Annotated in this window: 16 protein-coding genes; 1 reads left to right on the plus strand and 15 read right to left on the minus strand. The window is 49.0% G+C overall.

Annotated features, from left to right (window positions below; translation table 11 throughout):
• Positions 1-4,179, plus strand: coding sequence for a hydantoinase B/oxoprolinase family protein (locus ACYQ2N_RS04670; protein ID WP_459997817.1), 4,179 nt, complete (start codon positions 1-3; stop codon positions 4,177-4,179).
• Between the two features lie 26 nt (positions 4,180-4,205).
• On the opposite strand, the gene sigK is transcribed toward ACYQ2N_RS04670, so the two are convergent.
• From sigK to ACYQ2N_RS04745, 15 genes are all read right to left on the minus strand, one after another.
• Entirely contained in the window at positions 4,206-4,949 is a 744-nt protein-coding gene (gene sigK, locus ACYQ2N_RS04675; protein ID WP_459997818.1) for an RNA polymerase sporulation sigma factor SigK, read from the minus strand.
• 126 nt (positions 4,950-5,075) lie between these two features.
• Entirely contained in the window at positions 5,076-5,654 is a 579-nt protein-coding gene (locus ACYQ2N_RS04680; protein WP_459997819.1) for a Uma2 family endonuclease, read from the minus strand.
• Between the two features lie 93 nt (positions 5,655-5,747).
• The gene (locus ACYQ2N_RS04685) at positions 5,748-6,353 is read right to left on the minus strand and encodes a type 4a pilus biogenesis protein PilO (protein ID WP_459997820.1); all 606 of its coding nucleotides are present in this window, start codon (positions 6,351-6,353) and stop codon (positions 5,748-5,750) included.
• An 18-nt stretch (positions 6,354-6,371) separates the two neighbouring features.
• Complete coding sequence (locus tag ACYQ2N_RS04690) at positions 6,372-6,950, minus strand: PilN domain-containing protein (RefSeq protein ID WP_459997821.1); 579 nt, start codon at positions 6,948-6,950, stop codon at positions 6,372-6,374.
• Positions 6,951-8,255 (minus strand): hypothetical protein, encoded by a 1,305-nt coding sequence (locus ACYQ2N_RS04695; RefSeq protein ID WP_459997822.1) that lies wholly within the window; start codon positions 8,253-8,255, stop codon positions 6,951-6,953.
• Positions 8,256-8,287: 32 nt separating this feature from the next.
• Positions 8,288-10,123, minus strand: a complete 1,836-nt coding sequence (locus ACYQ2N_RS04700; protein ID WP_459997824.1) for a DUF6701 domain-containing protein — start codon at positions 10,121-10,123, stop codon at positions 8,288-8,290.
• Between the two features lie 86 nt (positions 10,124-10,209).
• The gene (locus ACYQ2N_RS04705; protein WP_459997825.1) at positions 10,210-10,593 is read right to left on the minus strand and encodes a hypothetical protein; all 384 of its coding nucleotides are present in this window, start codon (positions 10,591-10,593) and stop codon (positions 10,210-10,212) included.
• 77 nt (positions 10,594-10,670) lie between these two features.
• Positions 10,671-11,204, minus strand: coding sequence for a PilW family protein (locus ACYQ2N_RS04710; RefSeq protein WP_459997827.1), 534 nt, complete (start codon positions 11,202-11,204; stop codon positions 10,671-10,673).
• Positions 11,204-11,563, minus strand: a complete 360-nt coding sequence (locus ACYQ2N_RS04715) for a type IV pilus modification PilV family protein (RefSeq protein WP_459997829.1) — start codon at positions 11,561-11,563, stop codon at positions 11,204-11,206. Before ACYQ2N_RS04715 ends, ACYQ2N_RS04710 begins: the two co-directional genes overlap by 1 nt.
• An 18-nt stretch (positions 11,564-11,581) precedes the next feature.
• Positions 11,582-12,109 (minus strand): pilus assembly FimT family protein, encoded by a 528-nt coding sequence (locus ACYQ2N_RS04720; RefSeq protein ID WP_459997830.1) that lies wholly within the window; start codon positions 12,107-12,109, stop codon positions 11,582-11,584.
• A 90-nt stretch (positions 12,110-12,199) separates the two neighbouring features.
• Entirely contained in the window at positions 12,200-13,405 is a 1,206-nt protein-coding gene (locus ACYQ2N_RS04725; protein ID WP_459997831.1) for a type II secretion system F family protein, read from the minus strand.
• Between the two features lie 53 nt (positions 13,406-13,458).
• Positions 13,459-15,186 carry a GspE/PulE family protein gene (locus tag ACYQ2N_RS04730; RefSeq protein ID WP_459997833.1) on the minus strand — a complete coding sequence of 576 codons (1,728 nt, stop codon included), beginning with the start codon at positions 15,184-15,186 and terminating at the stop codon, positions 13,459-13,461.
• 115 nt (positions 15,187-15,301) lie between these two features.
• Complete coding sequence (locus ACYQ2N_RS04735; RefSeq protein ID WP_459997835.1) at positions 15,302-15,859, minus strand: prepilin-type N-terminal cleavage/methylation domain-containing protein; 558 nt, start codon at positions 15,857-15,859, stop codon at positions 15,302-15,304.
• A gap of 228 nt (positions 15,860-16,087) precedes the next feature.
• Positions 16,088-16,339 carry a DUF4911 domain-containing protein gene (locus ACYQ2N_RS04740; protein ID WP_459997836.1) on the minus strand — a complete coding sequence of 84 codons (252 nt, stop codon included), beginning with the start codon at positions 16,337-16,339 and terminating at the stop codon, positions 16,088-16,090.
• Between the two features lie 81 nt (positions 16,340-16,420).
• Complete coding sequence (locus tag ACYQ2N_RS04745; protein ID WP_459997838.1) at positions 16,421-17,677, minus strand: peptidase U32 family protein; 1,257 nt, start codon at positions 17,675-17,677, stop codon at positions 16,421-16,423.
• Positions 17,678-17,815: the final 138 nt, after the last annotated feature.

The following is a 17,815-nucleotide window of genomic DNA, read 5'->3' on the forward strand; positions in this document are numbered from 1 at the left end:
TTGGGAATTAGAATAGGTATTGATATTGGCGGCACTTTCACAGATTTAGTCGCAATCAACGAGGACACCGGGGATGTTGTATCTGTCAAAACACCCTCTACCCCCAGCAATCCTGCACTGGGAGTAATGGAAGCCATCCGAAAATCAGGGGTCAAGGTGGAAGAAATCTCTTACCTTGTGCACGGCAGCACCTTAGTACTGAATAGTTTGGTGGAACACAAGCAAGAAAATGTGGGCTTAATCTGTACGAAGGGTTTCCGCGATACTTTGGAAATCAGAAGAGTATGGCGTGAAAAGCTTTTTGACACAACCTGGGACAGGCCGGAAACTTTAATCCCCCGCAAGCTGCGCCGGGGAGTCAGTGAAAGGATCGATTGGCAGGGAAATGTCCTCACCCCGCTTGACGAAAAAGAAGTCATTGAAACCATCCGCTATTTTCGAGCTCAAGGAGTACATTCTTATGCTGTAAGCTTCCTTTTCTCTTTTCTAAATCCTAACCATGAGCGCAGAGTCAGAGAACTCATCCTGGAACAACACCCTGAAGCCTTTGTCTCTCTCTCCTGTGAGGTACTTCCGGAAATCCGGGAATATGAACGGACCAGTACCACTGTGCTTAACGCGATTCTTAAGCCCATTATGTTCAACTATATCCGGAACTTGCGCCAATGCTTAGAAGAGATGGATATTAAGGCACCCCTGCGTATTCTTAAGGTCAATGGCGGTGTCGTTACGGCTGAATCTACCTTAGAAAAACCCGTAGAGGCGTTTGCTTCCGGTCCTGCCGGGGGCGTCATGGGAGCTGTGTATTTTGGACTGCACATGCAACTGCCTAATTTAATTACCTTGGATATGGGAGGCACAACCACAGATGTAGGGGTTATTCAAAATTATCAACCCCTCTTTACCATGGAAAAAGATATTGCCTGGAATATTCCTGTGCGGGGCTCAATGTTAGATGTAAAATCAATCGGAGCAGGGGGAGGGTCTATCGCGTGGCATGACAGAGGAGGCAGGCTTAGAGTGGGGCCCCAAAGTGCGGGTGCCCTGCCCGGGCCTGCCTGCTACCACCTGGAGGGGCAGGATGCGACAATTACTGATGCCCAACTCACTTTGGGGAGAATTAACCCGACTAATTTCTTAAGCGGAAGTATGATCCTTGATCAGCAAGCAGCGGCTTATGCTTTGGATAAATTAGGCGGTGGCGAGCAAAGTAAAGAGGATATTTCCCACCAAATATATCAGCTTTCAATGAGCGATATGGCTCAATTAATTCGGGAAATGACGACGAACCGCGGACAGGAGCCGCAGGACTTTAAACTGATCTGTTTTGGTGGAGCCGGAGCCATGTATGCCGCCGACCTCGCTGAAGAATTGGGAATCCCGGAAGTTTATATCCCGGCCAACGCCGGTGTTTTCTCCGCGTTTGGCAGTTTGTGCGCGGATGTGATTTTAGATTATCTACAAACTTATTATGTTCCTTTGGCCAAACTCGATTTTGCCAGGGTTAATCGCATTTTTTCACAGCTTTATGCGCAAGGAATCGCTCAGATTGAGAAAGATTATGGTGATGCTTCCTCCCGTTTTACTTACCTGTTCGACCTTCGGTATATGGGTGAGACCTTTGAAATCACCGTACCCCTATCTTTTCATAAGCATCTTACCGCCCTCGCGCTTGATGAAGCGGTGAACATTTTTCATGCTGAACACAAACGCTTATATGGCTTTAATAGGCCGGACGAACCTTTGGAATTGGTTAATCTGCGGGTCAAAGTTTTAGTCCCCCAGCCTAAACCCAGCTTTATTCCCCGTTTTCAAGCCGGGAACCTGGAGGATGCCTTAAAAGCACAGCGGCCGGTATACTTCCGCAGCACGTTTGAATATGTTCCTACCCCCATCTATGATTGGCATCTTCTAGGTAATGGGATTGTGCTGGAGGGGCCGGCCATTATCGAGGACGGGGAAACCAGCGTGATCATACCTCCTCAACACAAATGCACACTTGATGAGTTTGGCAACATTAGGATTATTATCAATCAACGCTTAATGTTAGCCGGGGACGAAACCGAATCTGAACAAGATCCTATCACCACGCGCCTGTACCAGATGGAGAAATCTGCGTACATTGAACCCGTAGGTAATGAAGTTTTTATAAGTTCCCTCGAATCGATCTGCAGGGAAATGGGCACAACCATGCTCCGCACCGCCTATTCCCCTATCTTTGCCGATGGCATGGATTTTTCGTGTGGCATTCTTGATGAACTAGGGGAATTGGTGGCAGCCGTCAATTACTGCCCTGTGCATCTGGCTGCTATGGCTCTTGCTCCTGAATGGGCGCTGATGGAAGTCGGACTGAACGATCTCCAGCCGGGGGATGTCATCCTCACCAATGACCCCTATTGCGGGGGCACCCATATCACTGATTTTACGATTATCAAACCCATTTTTTATGAGGGAAAAATCATAGCAATGGCAACCAACCGGGCCCATCACTTGGATGTAGGCGGCAAAGCGGCCGGCGGTTTTCCCGGAGATGCCACGGAAATATTCCAGGAAGGCATCCGCATCCCTCCCGTGAAGTGGTTTCGCGGCGGCGTGGAAAACACGGATATTTTCGACACCCTCTTGTCCAATGTCCGTCTGCCCTGGGTTCAGATCGGAGATTTCCGGGCCCAATTAGCTTCTGTGCTTACAGCAGAACAACGTGTGATCCAGTTGTGCCGCAACTATGGGATTTCAACTTTTAAGCGAAGCATGAAAAGGTTAAAGGAGCATTCAGAAGCGTGGATGCGTAAAGAAATCCTGGCGATACCGGATGGAACTTATGCCTTTTCCGACTTCATCGAAGATGATGGGATCACAGCCTTGGCGCGCAAGATTCAGATCACAATAACCGTTGACAGTGATCATATGACCGTAGATTTTACCGGTACCAGCCCCCAAGCCATTGGGCCACTAAATGCCGTTTACGGGGTCACCGCTTCGTCCGTGTTTAATGCCCTGCTCCAGATTACCGATCCCGGTATTCCGATAAATTGCGGTCTGTTTCGCCCCGTCAAAATCATTGCTCCCCGTGGCACCCTGGTAAACCCGAACTACCCCGCGGCAACTTTCGGAGCCAATACCGACACCAACCTGAGAATCGTTGAAGTAGTAATCGGTGCTTTGGCCAAGGTATTACCGGACAAAGTAACGGCTGCTACTTACGGTACGTGCAATAACTTTACCGGTGGCGGTTATGATCCCCTAAGAGAGAGTCCTTTTGTTTTCTATTTCTTCAACGAAGGCGGCTGGGGCGCACGTTGTGACCGAGACGGCTTAACCTCGACCTTTAATCCGATTGGGAATTGTAAAGATGTGCCGGTAGAAGTTGTAGAGAGTAATTATCCTTTTCTCTATAAGACGGCTGAACTTCATCCTAATTCAGCCGGTGCGGGAAAATTCAGGGGGGGATTCGGCACAATTCGAACCCTGCAAGTTTTGACAGATCATATTGAAGTGAACGCCCTTGGGGAACGCCATAAGCTCAAACCGTACGGCCTCTTCGAGGGCAAACCAGCCGAGACAAATGCCTTCCTGGTCACTAAAGCGCAAGCTATAGGGACTTCTGCTCAAACCACAGGAACTTTTGCCGAAATCATGGGGACTGCCTCCCCTTCTAAGTTTTCCAATTTACGGTTGCGCACGGGGGACCAATTTTCCATCATCATGTCCGGCGGAGGAGGATATGGAAATCCTCTGGGCAGGGACCCTCTGCACGTTCTAACTGATGTAGAAGAAGAAGTAATCTCCCCGGAACGGGCAACTGAAGAGTATGGAGTAATCCTGCTTAGAAATAACGGGAACATGGATATTGACTGGGACGCCACCGCCCAGCGGCGTGAGGAAATGAGACTAAGACCCAGCGAGCATGTAATTAATGATGTAATTGTCGTGGACGAACTATCCTATAAACTGCGCACAGAGTCTGAGGAGGAAATCCCGCCAGTGGAAGACAAAGTCGCAGAAAGACTTGCCTGGGTTAAAGAACAACTTGACCAGGATTTTTGTCTGAACACCTGCCCTCATAAAGCGCATGCTAAAATCTGCCCCATGTATAATGATGAAGCTCTGCAATATTGGAGCATTGATTCCATTCAGAGATGGATGCGGAAGAAGTGTCTACTAAGGGTGAAAATATAAATATCTTTCGAACAATCTCTTTTCACTTATCTCGCCTCACTCATTTCTTCCATCAGCTTCTGAATGGCCCTTTTCTCGATGCGCGAGACATAGGAGCGGGAAATTCCAAGAGCCTTGGCTATTTCGCGTTGCGTGCGTCGCGGGCTGTTCATGAGGCCGTAGCGCAACTCTAAAACGAGCCGTTCCCGTTTGGTGAGTTTCTTCACTTTTTCAAGGAGAGCCTTCTGTTCAAATTCGCTTTCCACCTGATCAGAGATAGCTTCCGCATTGGAACTCAGCACGTCGATGAGTGAAATTTCATTGCCTTCTTTGTCAACCCCAATTGGGTCATAGATCGATACTTCCCCACGCGATTTTTTAAGTGAACGCAAGTGCATAAGAATCTCATTTTCAATGCAGCGCGCAGCATAAGTAGCAAGTTTGGTGCCTTTGTCCGCATTAAAAGTATTAATCCCTTTGATTAAGCCGATGGTCCCAATCGAGATTAGATCATCACTGTCTTCTCCGGTGCCATCGAACTTTTTAACGAGATGGGCCACTAAGCGCAAGTTGTGTTCTACCAACTGATTGCGCGCGTGTTCAACTTCCGTTTTCTCTTTGGAAGTCAGGAGTTTCTTGAGCTTGCTCTTCTTTAGTACACCCAGGTAACGCGCTTCTTCCACTTCGCTGAGCGGTTGGGGAAAAGCGTTGTTGTTAATATAGGAAACGAGCAGCGTTATTCCTTTAAGGACGGACAAGGCAAGCCCGGTCAGGAGAATTTCGCTTAGCATTCCTCCACCCCTTTCGCGCGTTGTCTTAATATTTATGCGCCAAAAGGGGGATTACTGCTTTTCCCACTGCTTTTTTTCTCAATTCTTGCTTGATTTGTTCTTAATCATATCTTGACAATAAGATTTTCAACCACCATTAAAAACTGCACTCAAATTTATCGTTAAGTCAGGAAATAAAGATACTTTTATGTCATCCTCATCCGTGTACATTTCCGGGCGATTAAATCTTTCATGATGCTGAAGCAGAAAAACGCTAACGAGTTTCTGATCGGGTTCCACGATCCAATATTCTTTAACCCCGGCTTTTTCGTACTTGTTAAACTTTATAACTCGATCCTTTTTGGTTGAAGACGGGGAAATTATTTCAATAATCATATCCGGTGCCCCATTGCAACCTCTATCGTCGATTTTGGATTTATCGCAAATGATGGAGATATCGGGCTCGACCACGTTTTTAACTTCTTGTTCATCATTTTCATCGTCTTGCGGCAACCTTACGCAAAAAGGTGCCGGGTACACTTTGCAGGGTTTACCGGTTAAATAGATCGCAATTTGTTTTGATAACTCCATAAGTATCTCTTGATGTATTGGCGCTGGAGCAGCCTGCATGTAAGGTATTCCGTCAATAATTTCCCATCTTTCATCGTCCGGCCAGGTCAAGTAGTCCGCATAAGTATATTTTTTATCCGATTGTGGTATAGGCATAAAACCAACTCCTCAGTTCAGATATCATTATAGCATAACACCTATTGGTGAGTTCCATGCAGGGGCCACTGCCTTAAGTTAGTTGTTTCCTACCTACGGTTGAAAGAGCTGCGCTGCGTTGTCCACTCCAAATGAAGCATTCATGAACGGCGGTTTTTCCCCGGGAAGGGCATCCTGGCTAAAGTAGCCGGTGAGCTTAAGTTCCGCCCGCAGTGTTCCCTGCTGCTGGGTCAGATGCACTGCCTGCAAAGCCAGTTTGGAATTTTGATCGGCCACCAGAGCTGAAATTAAACTGAGGATAGGCTCCGGCTGGCCCAAACAGGAAAAGGTCAGGGGAAGCTCCAGATATCCCGCTTTCGTTTGGGGCTCGGCAAACACCACGGTTTGCGGATAAACCCCCTTTTGCTTAGCTAGAGTGTAAAGCTCAACCATGATCTGCGGCTTGTCTAAACGGGCCGGGGCCATCGCCGCTAACCCTTTCATTTCCTGTTCAAGGGTCTGGATTTCTTTATCCAGTCCCGCTTCATTGTCAGCATAATTTTGCAGACGCAGGTAATACGTTCCCCGCTCGGAAAGCTGCCCGGTTTTTTGCTTGATCGTCTCAATTTCCGGACTTAAAAGGTAGGTGTAATAAGCATACACTAGTCCTAATCCCAAAAGCACAGCAAGTGCAATAGCCTCAAGTTTTTCCTTTTTCATGCCTGTCAACCTCTGTCTTTACTTAGTGCCTGTATCCGGTTTATTATCTGTCTTCAGTTTTAGGGTCAAGGCTAACTGCTGTTCCTTATCTTCGAGGGATACCGACTTAATATCCACGTCCTGGAACAGGCCCGAGTCACGCAGGCTGCTCCAGAGCCTGGCAACGTCTACCGGAGTCGGCACAGTCACACTTAAATTAACGGTATTGTCACCCTGCAGCGAAAAAGAACTGACTTTTGCCCCCGTGGGCAGGAGCTGACTTAACTTAGCCAGGAGCGGCCCCGGGTCTTTAGTATTCTGCTTGACCGCCGCCTGAAGCTGCTCTTCTTTATTTTTCCGGGCCTGGAGCGCCGTAAGCTGCTGCACTTTGCTTTCCAGCCGGGACAGACCTGACAGTTTCTGGTTTACACCGGCCAACTCCTGATCCAGCTTATATTCCCAGAGCCAGGGCGCACCTGCTCCTACGAGGATTATCAATGTTCCAACGATCAGGGCAGCCATCGCTAGGGGCGAAAGCCGCGAAATCCGTTTGCCTGCAGCCCTGGCTTGTTGTCTTTCCCAAGCCGACAAAAAATCAAATTCAATCTTTTCGCGCATCTAGTCCTCCCGCAGGGCCAACCCGTACAGGCTCCCATACTTCATCCAGTCTTTTTGCAAACTGCGCGCCCTCCGGCCGAACCTAGGCCTCCAGCTTTGAGGAAACCCGGCTTGAACCGGAACATCCAAATTACTCTCAAAAAGCTCGGGCACAAAACTCCAGTTCGCGTATTCGCCCGTCAGGTATACCCGGTCAACTGGTTTCCCAAAATGACGAGCGGCAAAAAAGTTTAAGAAGTCAGCCATCGTCCGGAAAATGGGCAGTAAGGCCATTTCAATCTCTGAGCGCACCCATTCCCGGGTAGCGGTCTTCGATTCTGAAAACCCAAAGGCTGATTCAGTTTCGGAAGTTCCCGCAGCGGACTCACCTGTCAGTTCCAGCTCTTGATCTATTCCAGATTCTGCAGAAGTATCTGTGGTTAGTTCCTTCGCAGATTCTATCCCCGCATCAGCTTTCCGAGAAATCATAAAGTCCGCGAATTCTTCCAAATGCAGTTCCAAATCCGAATAGAGAAAAAGGATCCCATGCTCCAATAAAACGAACTCTACTCTGCTACTGCTTAAATCTATGATCGCCACATCTTCGCTCACCGCTTTATCTTCCGACAGATTGCCGGCAGCGGCAGTTACGCTTGTATCACTGCTGGTAGCATTGCTTGTAGCACCGCGTATTTCTCCGTGTACCGCCTTCTGACCGTGGACGGATGAGGGCTTGCCTAAAACTCCGTAGAGCCGGGCCAGGCTATCTGCCACCAGATCAACAGCCCGAGGCTTAAGTCCGATTTTCTCCCACTCTGACCAAAACCTTTCCCACTGGAACCTTGGCAGGGCCGCCAAGAGTATACGCTGGCGATCCTGCCCGTCTTCCTTAACTTGCTCTAGAATCCTATAATCAACAATGTAATCTTCGATATTCAAGGTGAAATACTGATCCACCTGTTCCGTAAGAAGTTTATCCAACTCTTTGGCCTTAAGCACAGGTAGGGTTATCATCCGGGTAATTACTCCCGGGCAAGAAAGAGCTAGATGGAGTTTATGCAGCGGGATCTTTTCCTGACGCAGCCAAGAGGCAAGATCATTTTCCACAGGGGAATCTGCCCGGGCGCGCGCGCCACCCTCAACCGCTTCAATATCAAAGTTTACGGGAGGAGTATTCAGTGTCATGTCAGTTCCAGGGGATGAAGCTCGTTTTGCTTGATATGTCTTGAGTTTTAAGACTTTGACATTATTCTTAGCGCGTGCGACTTTGGCGACTACCCAGTTATCATCACGCAGGACTGCTACCCATTTCCGTTTGTTGAACACCTGCTTTAACTCCTCTATGCTAAAAGTTGTTGTTAGGGCTCTTCCTTTTCCCAGATAATATCGCTGTTCCCCGGAGACCCACCAGGCTGGAGTATTTGCCCCCAAGCCAAGTTCTCAGAGTAGAAGTCGAAGTAGGAAGGGATCGCAAGCGGAGCAAGCGTACGTGTAATATTGCTGCCACCGTTATTGGTGATAGGAAGGCCCTCCTCTCCGTCCCTGAATTCCAGAAGTTTGTTAGAGATACTTAGGACATTAGGCGGACCTCCGGACTCAGTTAACCCCCCCTGAGGAATGGATGTCTGGGAATCCAAGGTATTTTTAATAAATTGTCCATTATCCCAGCGCTCCACATATAACGGTACTGTTACGGTCGGTTCGGTATAGTAACCCCCGATTACGTGAATCCGGCCTCCATAAAGACTAAACGGTCCTGAAAGTGAGTTGTTTCTCCCTATAATCAGCGCCGGGGCCGCAGCGTTTAATGTTACTCCGTCCGGATCTGTTGGCTGCACGCTTAAGCTTAACCCCGTAAGGGTTTCTTGGCTATTCGAAGCTTTCCCTACTTTAACCGTAGCAGTTAAAGATGCTACCCCCTCGTTAAAAGCTCCCACCCCCGGTGACAGTTGCAGACGCCCTGTGGTATCCCCGGCATCCGAGCTCAGCTTAAGTCCCCAGCCGGGATTAGAGGCGCTTCCGAGTACGCTGTTAAACTTAGCGAAGTCCCCGATATAATTTTCGGTCGTGCGCCCATTCGCGGAAACGGCTTTAACGGTAAGCTGAAGGTCCACCGGCTCCCCAATATAGCCCCAGAAGCGTTCAGCATCAGGTAACGAGTCATACTCAGACCCGATGTCGCCTCTGACCTTTAAGACCGGACCTGCCGTAAGTTCGAAATGGTCAGGGATAAAACGGCCTACCGATTTAGAATCAGACTCAACCCCTTCGATTCCGTCGACACGCAGCTTAATAATTCCAACATCATTAAACTCTGCGTTAATCCTGCCAATACCTGGGCTTACCTGCTGCGGTTCTCCTATAACAGCAAAAACAGTCTCAGGATAGGGGTTACCGGAAGGATCAAGTGCAACTATTTTCCAGCCTGCCGGCAAATCATCAAAAGAAAAACTTGTATCAGTAGTGTCATCAGGTTTTTGGGCCGTAATCTTAATATAGAATCCATGTCCCGCTTTCCATTTCGGTTCAGTGGCATTAGGATCTGAGGCATCAAGAGCCTGATCTAATGCAAAATCTTTAAAACCTTCTAATTTTAGTTTGTTGGCAATAACAGCAATATTAAACACATTGCTATTACCGCATATAGATTCCCAGTGTTTTTCACTTTCGTTACCTTTTCCACCATCACCGGAATTTTTGTTGTTGCCATTTTCGTCCTTATCATTGTCACTTCCACCCTTACGTATTTCCCCTTCTACATGAAAATACACACGGGCCGGCTTGTCATAAGTTACGCTTAAAGCGTGATTCCCTCCTTCAGGAATGTCAAACGAGCCAAAAGTTCTGATTGTTGCTTCAGTATCCGCATTAATGAGAGAAACCTTCACATCTTTGGCCTCATTGTCTTTAACCTTTTCCCCGTTATTGCTGACATAAATATAAACCGTAAACTCTTGGCTAACATATTTGTCTTTGATCAATACATCCTTATTCGATCCGGATTCCCCGTTTCCGTTGCCGGAGCCGTCCGGCAATGTGTCAGATACCGCAAACGTACGCCCCCCTGTTTTATCGCACTCAGAAGGAGGTTTATTATTATCGTTCTCACCGCTGTCACATCCGGCCAGAAGCAAACTCACACCCACAAGTATTACAAATAACAACCGCGGTAAATACCTTAGCGATCTCTTCATTGCCTCCACCTCCTGCATTGTTAGCCCGTGGATATAGATACTTAGCCAGTAACAGCGGCTTGATCGGAGAAATCATTAATCTTCAATCAGGGATTGGGCCCCGTGGGGTATTTGTATTGTTCCTTCAGCGTCCTCCTGATCCCCTGATAGCTACCGGAACTGGTAACCGTAAATGTATGCCCGTTCCCGTCATCTACCCATTGCACTGAGAATTCCCCGCCGTAATCGGAGCCAAAAGGAGAGCTAACCGATACAAGATCGTTTTGGGGCGGCGGAGTAGCCTGGTTTAAGACTTGGGCAATCTCATAATTAATTCCTGCTTCTGCTAAATAATATGCTTTAAGCGCCTTTTCCTCCGAAGTTTCCAGTCTCGTTTGATACATTACTATAGAAAAAAATACTCCGGAAATAAGGAATAAGACCATCACCACGATCACGGATGTCAGTAGGGCTGAACCCCTTTGGCGCATATGACACCACCACTCTGGCCTAACGCACTCCGGCCTGAATTCTATACTGTTGCTTGTTGTCGAAAATTTATTCTCACCTAATACAAACGGGCCCAAGTAACGAGCCGGTAAGACTCTGGGGAACCCGGATCTCCCGCAGTTATTTCGATTTTAATTAAATGTTGGTTGGCCGGAGGGCTTACTTCAGTAATACTGAATGCAGAAATTTGGTCGGCAACCAGATACTTTTCCGTATTATCCCGCTTAAACCAGAGCCTCTGTCCGGCTGCATCCCAATAAATCGTCCCCTGTGGCAAGTTATCAGGGTCTGCGGGACTCGGTACGACCAAGGCGGTAATCGCACCGTTGTTGTTAGTATCATTATAATAAACCCCGCTGTCAGAAGCCTGCCCGCTGCGGAAATAATAGGTGAAAGCATGCAGCCGGATTTCATCAAGGACATGCATCATTGAGGTACGGGCTTTCTGCTGCACTTCGTTTTCCTTTAAGGCCGAGTTGAACAAGCGGATCTCCTGGCTCATGAGCTGCGAAGTATACAGCATCAGAAACCCGAAAATAGCGATGGCAATCATTACCTCTAATAAAGTAAAGCCGTTGTGTTTGTGCTTCATCATGGCTTAATCCTATAGGTATAAATACTGACAGGTTCCGGAGCGCTCGCCGCATTACTCGTCACCGTTAGGCGCACTTGTTCAAGGGTAACCTTGTCTGAAGGCTGCGAATTTACTTCAGTAATATCTGTCTGCACACTGAAGTTACTGAAAGGAGGGTTGGGATCTGAGACATTCTGCCCTTCCAACAGAACTTCGGTTTGTCCGGCTGCATAAAAAAGCATCTGCTGTCTGAGCTCTCTTTGTGCCCGGTAGTGGTAGGACACCGCGTCACTCTGTACTAAAAATCCTATTCCAATGATGAAAATAGTCAAGGCGATAACTACTTCGAGAATAGTCATTCCTTTTTCGTTTCCCATCCTGACCCCTCTTTCCGGTTAAGGAGAGCCGATTGTCACATACCCGGTGCCACTCCCGATATTGATGTGCACACTTTGCCCTGTCCGGGCACTGGTTAAAGGGATGCAGGCGGCAAAGCCCGGATTTGAACTGCAGCCGCCAGCCAGCACAAACCCCCGATAATCATAGGCGACCCCGGTATACCCTGTGCCCAGGATCGAGCTTAGTCCGGAACCAGCCTGGTCTGAAAAAGAAATACCTGCGTCAAAAGCCTGGAACTCGCCCACAGGACTTCCGGATGCATTAAAAACTTGCACCCCGTTGTTGGTTAAACCGACATAAACGGTCTGGCGCAGATCCATCGCCGCCTGTTTGGCGTAGCGCAGACGCCCGGACACCGCTTGGGCTGAGGACTCTAAGTGATAATGATCCGTAAGCGCCTGGTATTTCGGCACAGACACGACAGCAATAATGCTGATTACAGCGATCACCAGCATGACTTCGATTAAGGTGAAACCCGCCTTAGACTTGAACCGTCCGCGTTCCACTTTGGTAGCAGGAGTCATGGCAAACTTCCTATCTAATCCAATATGTTCGGGTTTAGCGCTATCCTTCAATGATCTCAGAACCCTATTAAACCATTCTTATTCTTATTCTTATTTGACTACATTAGCCATGTTGAAGATCGGCAAAGCGATCGAAATAATCATCCCTCCGGCAAAAATACCGATGATGATGGTAAAGATGGGTTCCACCAAGGCCACCATGCGGGCAATGCCAATTTCTACCCGTTTATCATAGTTATTCGCCACTTCTTCCATCAATTCCTCCAAGCGCCCCGTCTCTTCTCCAATCGACATCATCTGAATAACCAAGGGATCAAAAAATTTTTCCTGACCAAAGGCCAAAGCCAAGGTTTCCCCCCGGATTACCCGCTCGCGGGCGCGCACCACCGCCAAGCGGGGAACCTCGTTGCCCACGATGTTCTCCATCGAGTTGAGGATGGGAACGATCGGGATCGAAGAGTGCAGAAAAAGGGCCAACGTCCGGGAAAAGCGCGCCGTCACGACATCGCGGGTGTTCTTGCCCATAAGCGGCAGCCGCAGGAGAAAGTCATCCAGGTAATAACGGTATTTGGGTATGCGGAAAAGCCGGGACAGCGCGGCCGAAAGTCCCACGAGGACTACAACTAGCACCAAGCCATAAGCCTTCAGGAAATTGGAACTATCCACAATAAACTGCGTGATCGCCGGCAGCTTTTGTCCGTTCTGGGTCAGGAGATCCATGATCTCCGGCAGGATAAAACCGAGAAAAAAGGCGATCAAGCCAACGAGCACCACCGTCATGATCACAGGGTAAATGGCCGCACTGGCTATTTTTTTTCGGATAAAATTCTCCCGCTCATAATACTCAGCCATGCTCGTTAAGACCGAATCCAGCATCCCGCTCTGCTCTCCGACTGCAACCAGGTTGACGAGGAGATCGGGCAGGGCTCCCTGGGTATCGCGCATAGCCTGGGCCAAAGAATTTCCCCGGCTCACGCCGCGAAACACCGTCTCAATGACCTCTTTCAGGCGTCGATCCTCGGACTGGGCTTGCAGGATTTCCAAACCGCGCACCAGATTGGCCCCCGAACGAATCATCATCGCCATCTGGCTGCAAAAAGCCGCAACGGATTCGTATTTCACCTTGCCCTTGAACTCTTGGCCGAGCAAACTGCTCCAGCCTTTGACCTCAGAGAGTTCGATCAGTTGCCACGCATTCTCGGCCAACGTGCGCTTGGCGGCGTCCAAATCCACCGCCTCCAATACCCCGGCAGCAATCTGCATCTGCTCATTGATGACTTTATAGCGAAACTGCATCGACATCACTCCCAGCCCTGACGATTACAATAATTCCATGCTTCTAACTGGGCCTAATCATTAACATACGTAACTCTCAGAAGTTCATCGACGGTGGTTACCCCTTGTTTCACGAGCTGGGCGGCCGCTTCTTTCAAGGTGACCATTCCCTCAGCGATCGCGTGCGCTTTCAATTCATCCGCCGTCGCGCGGCTATCGATCAAATGCCGGTGCCCGGCGGTGATGCGCATGATCTCGAAAATGGCCACCCGCCCTTTGTAGCCGCTGTGATGGCAGTAGGCACAGCCTCGGCCTTTCTTTAAACTGACCTTCTCTCCCGCTTCCAGCCCTAACAACTGCAGGTCCTTCGGGCTTGCCTCATACTCAGCCCCACATTGAGGGCAAACGCGCCGCACGAGGCGCTGGGAGATAATCCCAAGAAGAGAAGCGGAAATCAAGAACGGCTCGATATCCATGTCCACCAAGCGGGTAATGGCACTCGCCGCATCATTCGTATGGATCGTGGACAAAACCAAGTGCCCGGTCAAGGCTGAACGCACCGCAATCTCGGCCGTCTCATTGTCCCGCATCTCACCCACCATGATGATATCCGGATCCTGGCGCAGAATGGAACGTAGCCCCGCCGCAAAGGTCAGCCCGGCTTTCGGGTTAACCTGCATCTGATTGACCCCTTTGAAATTGAACTCCACCGGATCCTCCAAGGTTACAATATTCTTCTCCGGTGTATTGAGCTGGTTCAGCATCGTGTACAGGGTTGTCGTCTTGCCGCTTCCTGTCGGCCCCGTCACCAGGACGATCCCATACGGTTTAGCGCTCAGCTCATCAAAAAGCTCCAGATCCTGGCCCTGCAGGCCCAGCGCACTTTTCTCCAGGATGACACTCGATTTATCCAAGATACGCAAGACGACCTTTTCCCCGTACATCGTCGGGGTCGTCGAAACCCGCAGGTCGATCGCTTTGCCGGCCGCCAAGTAAGAAATCCGTCCATCCTGGGGCAGCCGCCGCTCGGCAATGTTTAAGTCCGCCATGATCTTCACCCGGCTGACCACCGGCCCGGCCATGCTGATATGCGTGCGCATGATTTCCCGCAACACCCCGTCAATGCGAAAGCGCACTCTCAGCTCTTCTTCAATGGGTTCGATGTGAATATCACTGGCGAAATTGTTAACCGCATTTTCGATAATCGTATTCAGGAAGCGGATGATCGGGGTCGCTTCATCTTCATTCTCAGCCGCAGTCGGTCCGGTGCCTTGGGGGAGCACCGCAGCCGTCTGAGAGGTGGCGGCCGTTTGCACGACTCCTAACTGTTTGGCATACTCGCGGGCCGCTTTCACCGCTTCACTGCGCCCATAGAAACGGTCGATAGCCTTCAGGATATCCCCTTTTTTCGCCAGGCAGGGCTTGATCATCATGCCCGATGCGAGCCGAATGTCATCCAAGGCGAAATAATCCGTAGGGTCGCTCGTCGCCACCATCAACTGCCCATTCGTCAGTTCAATCGGCAATACCGTATATTTGCGGACAACCGTCTCCGGCAGCATCTTTAAAATTTGCTCCGGAACGACAACCCGGTTTAAGTCAATCGAGGGCAGCCCCAACTGGCTCTGCATGGTGCGCAGGATGTCATCTTCCGTGACCAGACCCTGCTTAATCAACACTTCGCCAAGGCGCAGGCCAAGGTTCTTTTGCGCTTTCAGAGCTTCTTCCAGCTGAGATTGTGTGATCGCGCCCCCAGCGATGAGGATTTCGCCGAGGCGTTTGCGTTCTTGGCGTATGGCCATGGGATGTGCCTCCTTAATGGGTAGTAGAATAAGTGTATAACGGTTGCGGATATAAGAAAAGGGTGTTTTGGTAAACACCCTAAAAGACTTTTTAATCCTAACAAAATATTTTTACTTAAGGAGTAATACGGATGGTTTTGTCATTCATTAGCTTTCCCGCATTATCATGGGCATAAATCGTTATTCCACTGGAGGGAGAACTTGAAATTACTGTAACATCCGGAACGACTACAATAGTACCTGCCACTGTTGCTAGTGTACCTGGATCACTACTATAAATATCCATAGCATCATTTCCCCACGTTCCACCACTAATCAAATTGGCTACCATTATATCTCCCGAAAAAGGATTAGCCATTTGACCATTACTACCACCGGTTGAAAATGCGCTGGCAATATCAGCCGCAATAACAGCTTGAGTTGTCCCTGTCAAGTTTCCGCTGTTGTCTGTTGCATTAGCCCAACTATTGATACGGCTCTGGGCATAAGCCTCAACCATTCTGATATTAGTATCAATCCCTGCTGCTTTCGCTTGTGTCTTCACCGTCCCCACCTTCGGTATCAACACAATCGCCAAAATCCCGATCACCGCGATCACGATCATCAACTCGATCAACGTGAAGCCACCCTCTTTTTTTCGGCTCATTCTTGCCGCATTAACCTGTCTCATCATTCTTTTTTCCTCCCACCAATTTTAGTAGTTTCGCTTTTGAGTTTACCCACCGACCAAGAGCTACATGGGCAAAAAAGCCTAACTCAACCCCCGTTATGTAATAAATATTCCGAATATTACCCGATAGTCCTATTGACTTTAAGACTATCTGCACATATTGTAATTGATTTAGGTATAGCTCGTCAATGCAGTTTTTTCTGAAAAGCCGACCAATTGCGAGTAAATTTTTTAATCCATAAGTTCTACGTAAAAAGGCATGCTAAGAATCGCTGTCCTTATGTCCGGCCAGCAGTCCTTAGTGGACTGAATGACGACTTCCCCTTCGACTTTGTTAATTGTCGTAACCACCCCAAGGTGTCCCAGACCTTCGACCAGCTTGACCAGCATCTGGATGTCCTCGCGTTTAACCTTGGCCTTAACGAGTATGTCAGCGTCAGCATAGGAGGGCATTCGTTCTTGTGCATTAAGCTTTTCTACCATGTAAATTCCTCCGCAGCAGTTTATACTCCAGTTTATCCCATAAGGGGTCTGGTGCTTCCCGATATTTGTCGAATCAAAGAGTTACCCCTTCTTCTCCACCTTAGCCCTTCGCAATATGCTATGGGGCTCAAGCTCCCTCGGCACTTCCAGCAGCAATAGCTGTTGCGCATGGCGGGCTACTTCCACGGGATTCCCTTCCGTATCCCACATTCCTTTGACTTCGAAGCTCCAGGATTCTCCGCGTGGGGTAAGAACCTCCAATACTTCTCCTATGCGGAAGTTATTGCGCTGTTCCACCCAGGCGCGGGTACTTTCAGCGGAACTCATTTCACGCACCTTCTCCTGCTCCGCCGCTACTCCCACAAAGTCATACTCCCGCACATAATGTGATGTCTCAAGGTTGTGCGCTTGGGGTCCGGGCTTGCCAAACAAGAATCCTGCCGAATAGTCCCGATGGCTTACTTTGTCCATCTCCTCCAGCCATTCAGGCAAACGGGCTTGAAAGGCTTCTTCCCCCTGCTCCCATAGGGTGTCAATCGCTTCACGATAGACTTTGACCGTGCTGGCCACATAGTGCACGCTTTTCATGCGGCCTTCAATCTTCCAGCTCTCAATATTCATGGGTTTCAAGAGAGGTAAATAAGGCAACAGGCATAAGTCGTGCGAGTTGAAAATATAAGTTCCACGCTCATCTTCCTCAATCGGAAAAAGCTCTCCCGGACGCTTCTCCTCTTGCAAAGAATAGCTCCAACGGCAAGGCTGAGTACACTCCCCACGGTTGGCATCCCGGCCTGTGAGATAATTACTGATAAGGCAGCGTCCGGAATAGGACATGCACATGGCCCCGTGGATGAACATCTCCAGTTCACCTTCGACCTTGGCTCGCACTTGCCCCAGTTCCTCCAACGTGAGTTCACGTGCTAATACCACCCGTTCCACTCCGTGCTTAAGCCAGAAACGGACAGTGTGAGAATTCGTGTTATTCGCCTGGGTGCTAAGATGCAGAGGAAACTTAGGCGCGACTTCGCGGGCTAAGGCCAAAACCCCGGGGTCAGAGATAATCGCCGCATCCAAGCCTAAGCTTTCGAGCTTCTGCAAGTAAGTCGGAAGTTCGTCAAAATCCTGCTCATGGGCAAAGATATTCACAGTAACATAGAGTTTACGTTTAAGACTGTGAGCGAGCTTCACCGCTTCCTCCATTTCACCGTAATCGAAGTTTCCCGCATACGCCCTCAGCCCAAAGGCACTGCCGCCGATATAAGCAGCATCTGCTCCGTACACATACGCAAATTTTAGTTTTTCCAAGTCCCCTGCGGGTGCCAATAATTCAGGTTTCATCCAAAGCTCCTCAATTCTCGCCGAAATCATTTGTGTGCAAAGATCATTCCTCGCATACCCAGGACTTATGTAGCAGTAAACACTTACAGGATATCATACTTAGGTAATAAGACAAACGTTTGCTTACAGCTTACACCA

Source organism: Paradesulfitobacterium aromaticivorans (assembly GCF_054657415.1).

Coding starts and splice junctions, on each gene's coding strand:
- sigK (WP_459997818.1), bottom strand. CDS start 4,949: ATGCTAAGCGAAATTCTCCTGACCGGGCTTGCCTTGTCCGTCCTTAAA.
- ACYQ2N_RS04680 (WP_459997819.1), bottom strand. CDS start 5,654: ATGCCTATACCACAATCGGATAAAAAATATACTTATGCGGACTACTTG.
- ACYQ2N_RS04685 (WP_459997820.1), bottom strand. CDS start 6,353: ATGAAAAAGGAAAAACTTGAGGCTATTGCACTTGCTGTGCTTTTGGGA.
- ACYQ2N_RS04690 (WP_459997821.1), bottom strand. CDS start 6,950: ATGCGCGAAAAGATTGAATTTGATTTTTTGTCGGCTTGGGAAAGACAA.
- ACYQ2N_RS04700 (WP_459997824.1), bottom strand. CDS start 10,123: ATGAAGAGATCGCTAAGGTATTTACCGCGGTTGTTATTTGTAATACTT.
- ACYQ2N_RS04705 (WP_459997825.1), bottom strand. CDS start 10,593: ATGCGCCAAAGGGGTTCAGCCCTACTGACATCCGTGATCGTGGTGATG.
- ACYQ2N_RS04710 (WP_459997827.1), bottom strand. CDS start 11,204: ATGAAGCACAAACACAACGGCTTTACTTTATTAGAGGTAATGATTGCC.
- ACYQ2N_RS04715 (WP_459997829.1), bottom strand. CDS start 11,563: ATGGGAAACGAAAAAGGAATGACTATTCTCGAAGTAGTTATCGCCTTG.
- ACYQ2N_RS04720 (WP_459997830.1), bottom strand. CDS start 12,109: ATGACTCCTGCTACCAAAGTGGAACGCGGACGGTTCAAGTCTAAGGCG.
- ACYQ2N_RS04725 (WP_459997831.1), bottom strand. CDS start 13,405: ATGCAGTTTCGCTATAAAGTCATCAATGAGCAGATGCAGATTGCTGCC.
- ACYQ2N_RS04730 (WP_459997833.1), bottom strand. CDS start 15,186: ATGGCCATACGCCAAGAACGCAAACGCCTCGGCGAAATCCTCATCGCT.
- ACYQ2N_RS04735 (WP_459997835.1), bottom strand. CDS start 15,859: ATGATGAGACAGGTTAATGCGGCAAGAATGAGCCGAAAAAAAGAGGGT.
- ACYQ2N_RS04740 (WP_459997836.1), bottom strand. CDS start 16,339: ATGGTAGAAAAGCTTAATGCACAAGAACGAATGCCCTCCTATGCTGAC.
- ACYQ2N_RS04745 (WP_459997838.1), bottom strand. CDS start 17,677: ATGAAACCTGAATTATTGGCACCCGCAGGGGACTTGGAAAAACTAAAA.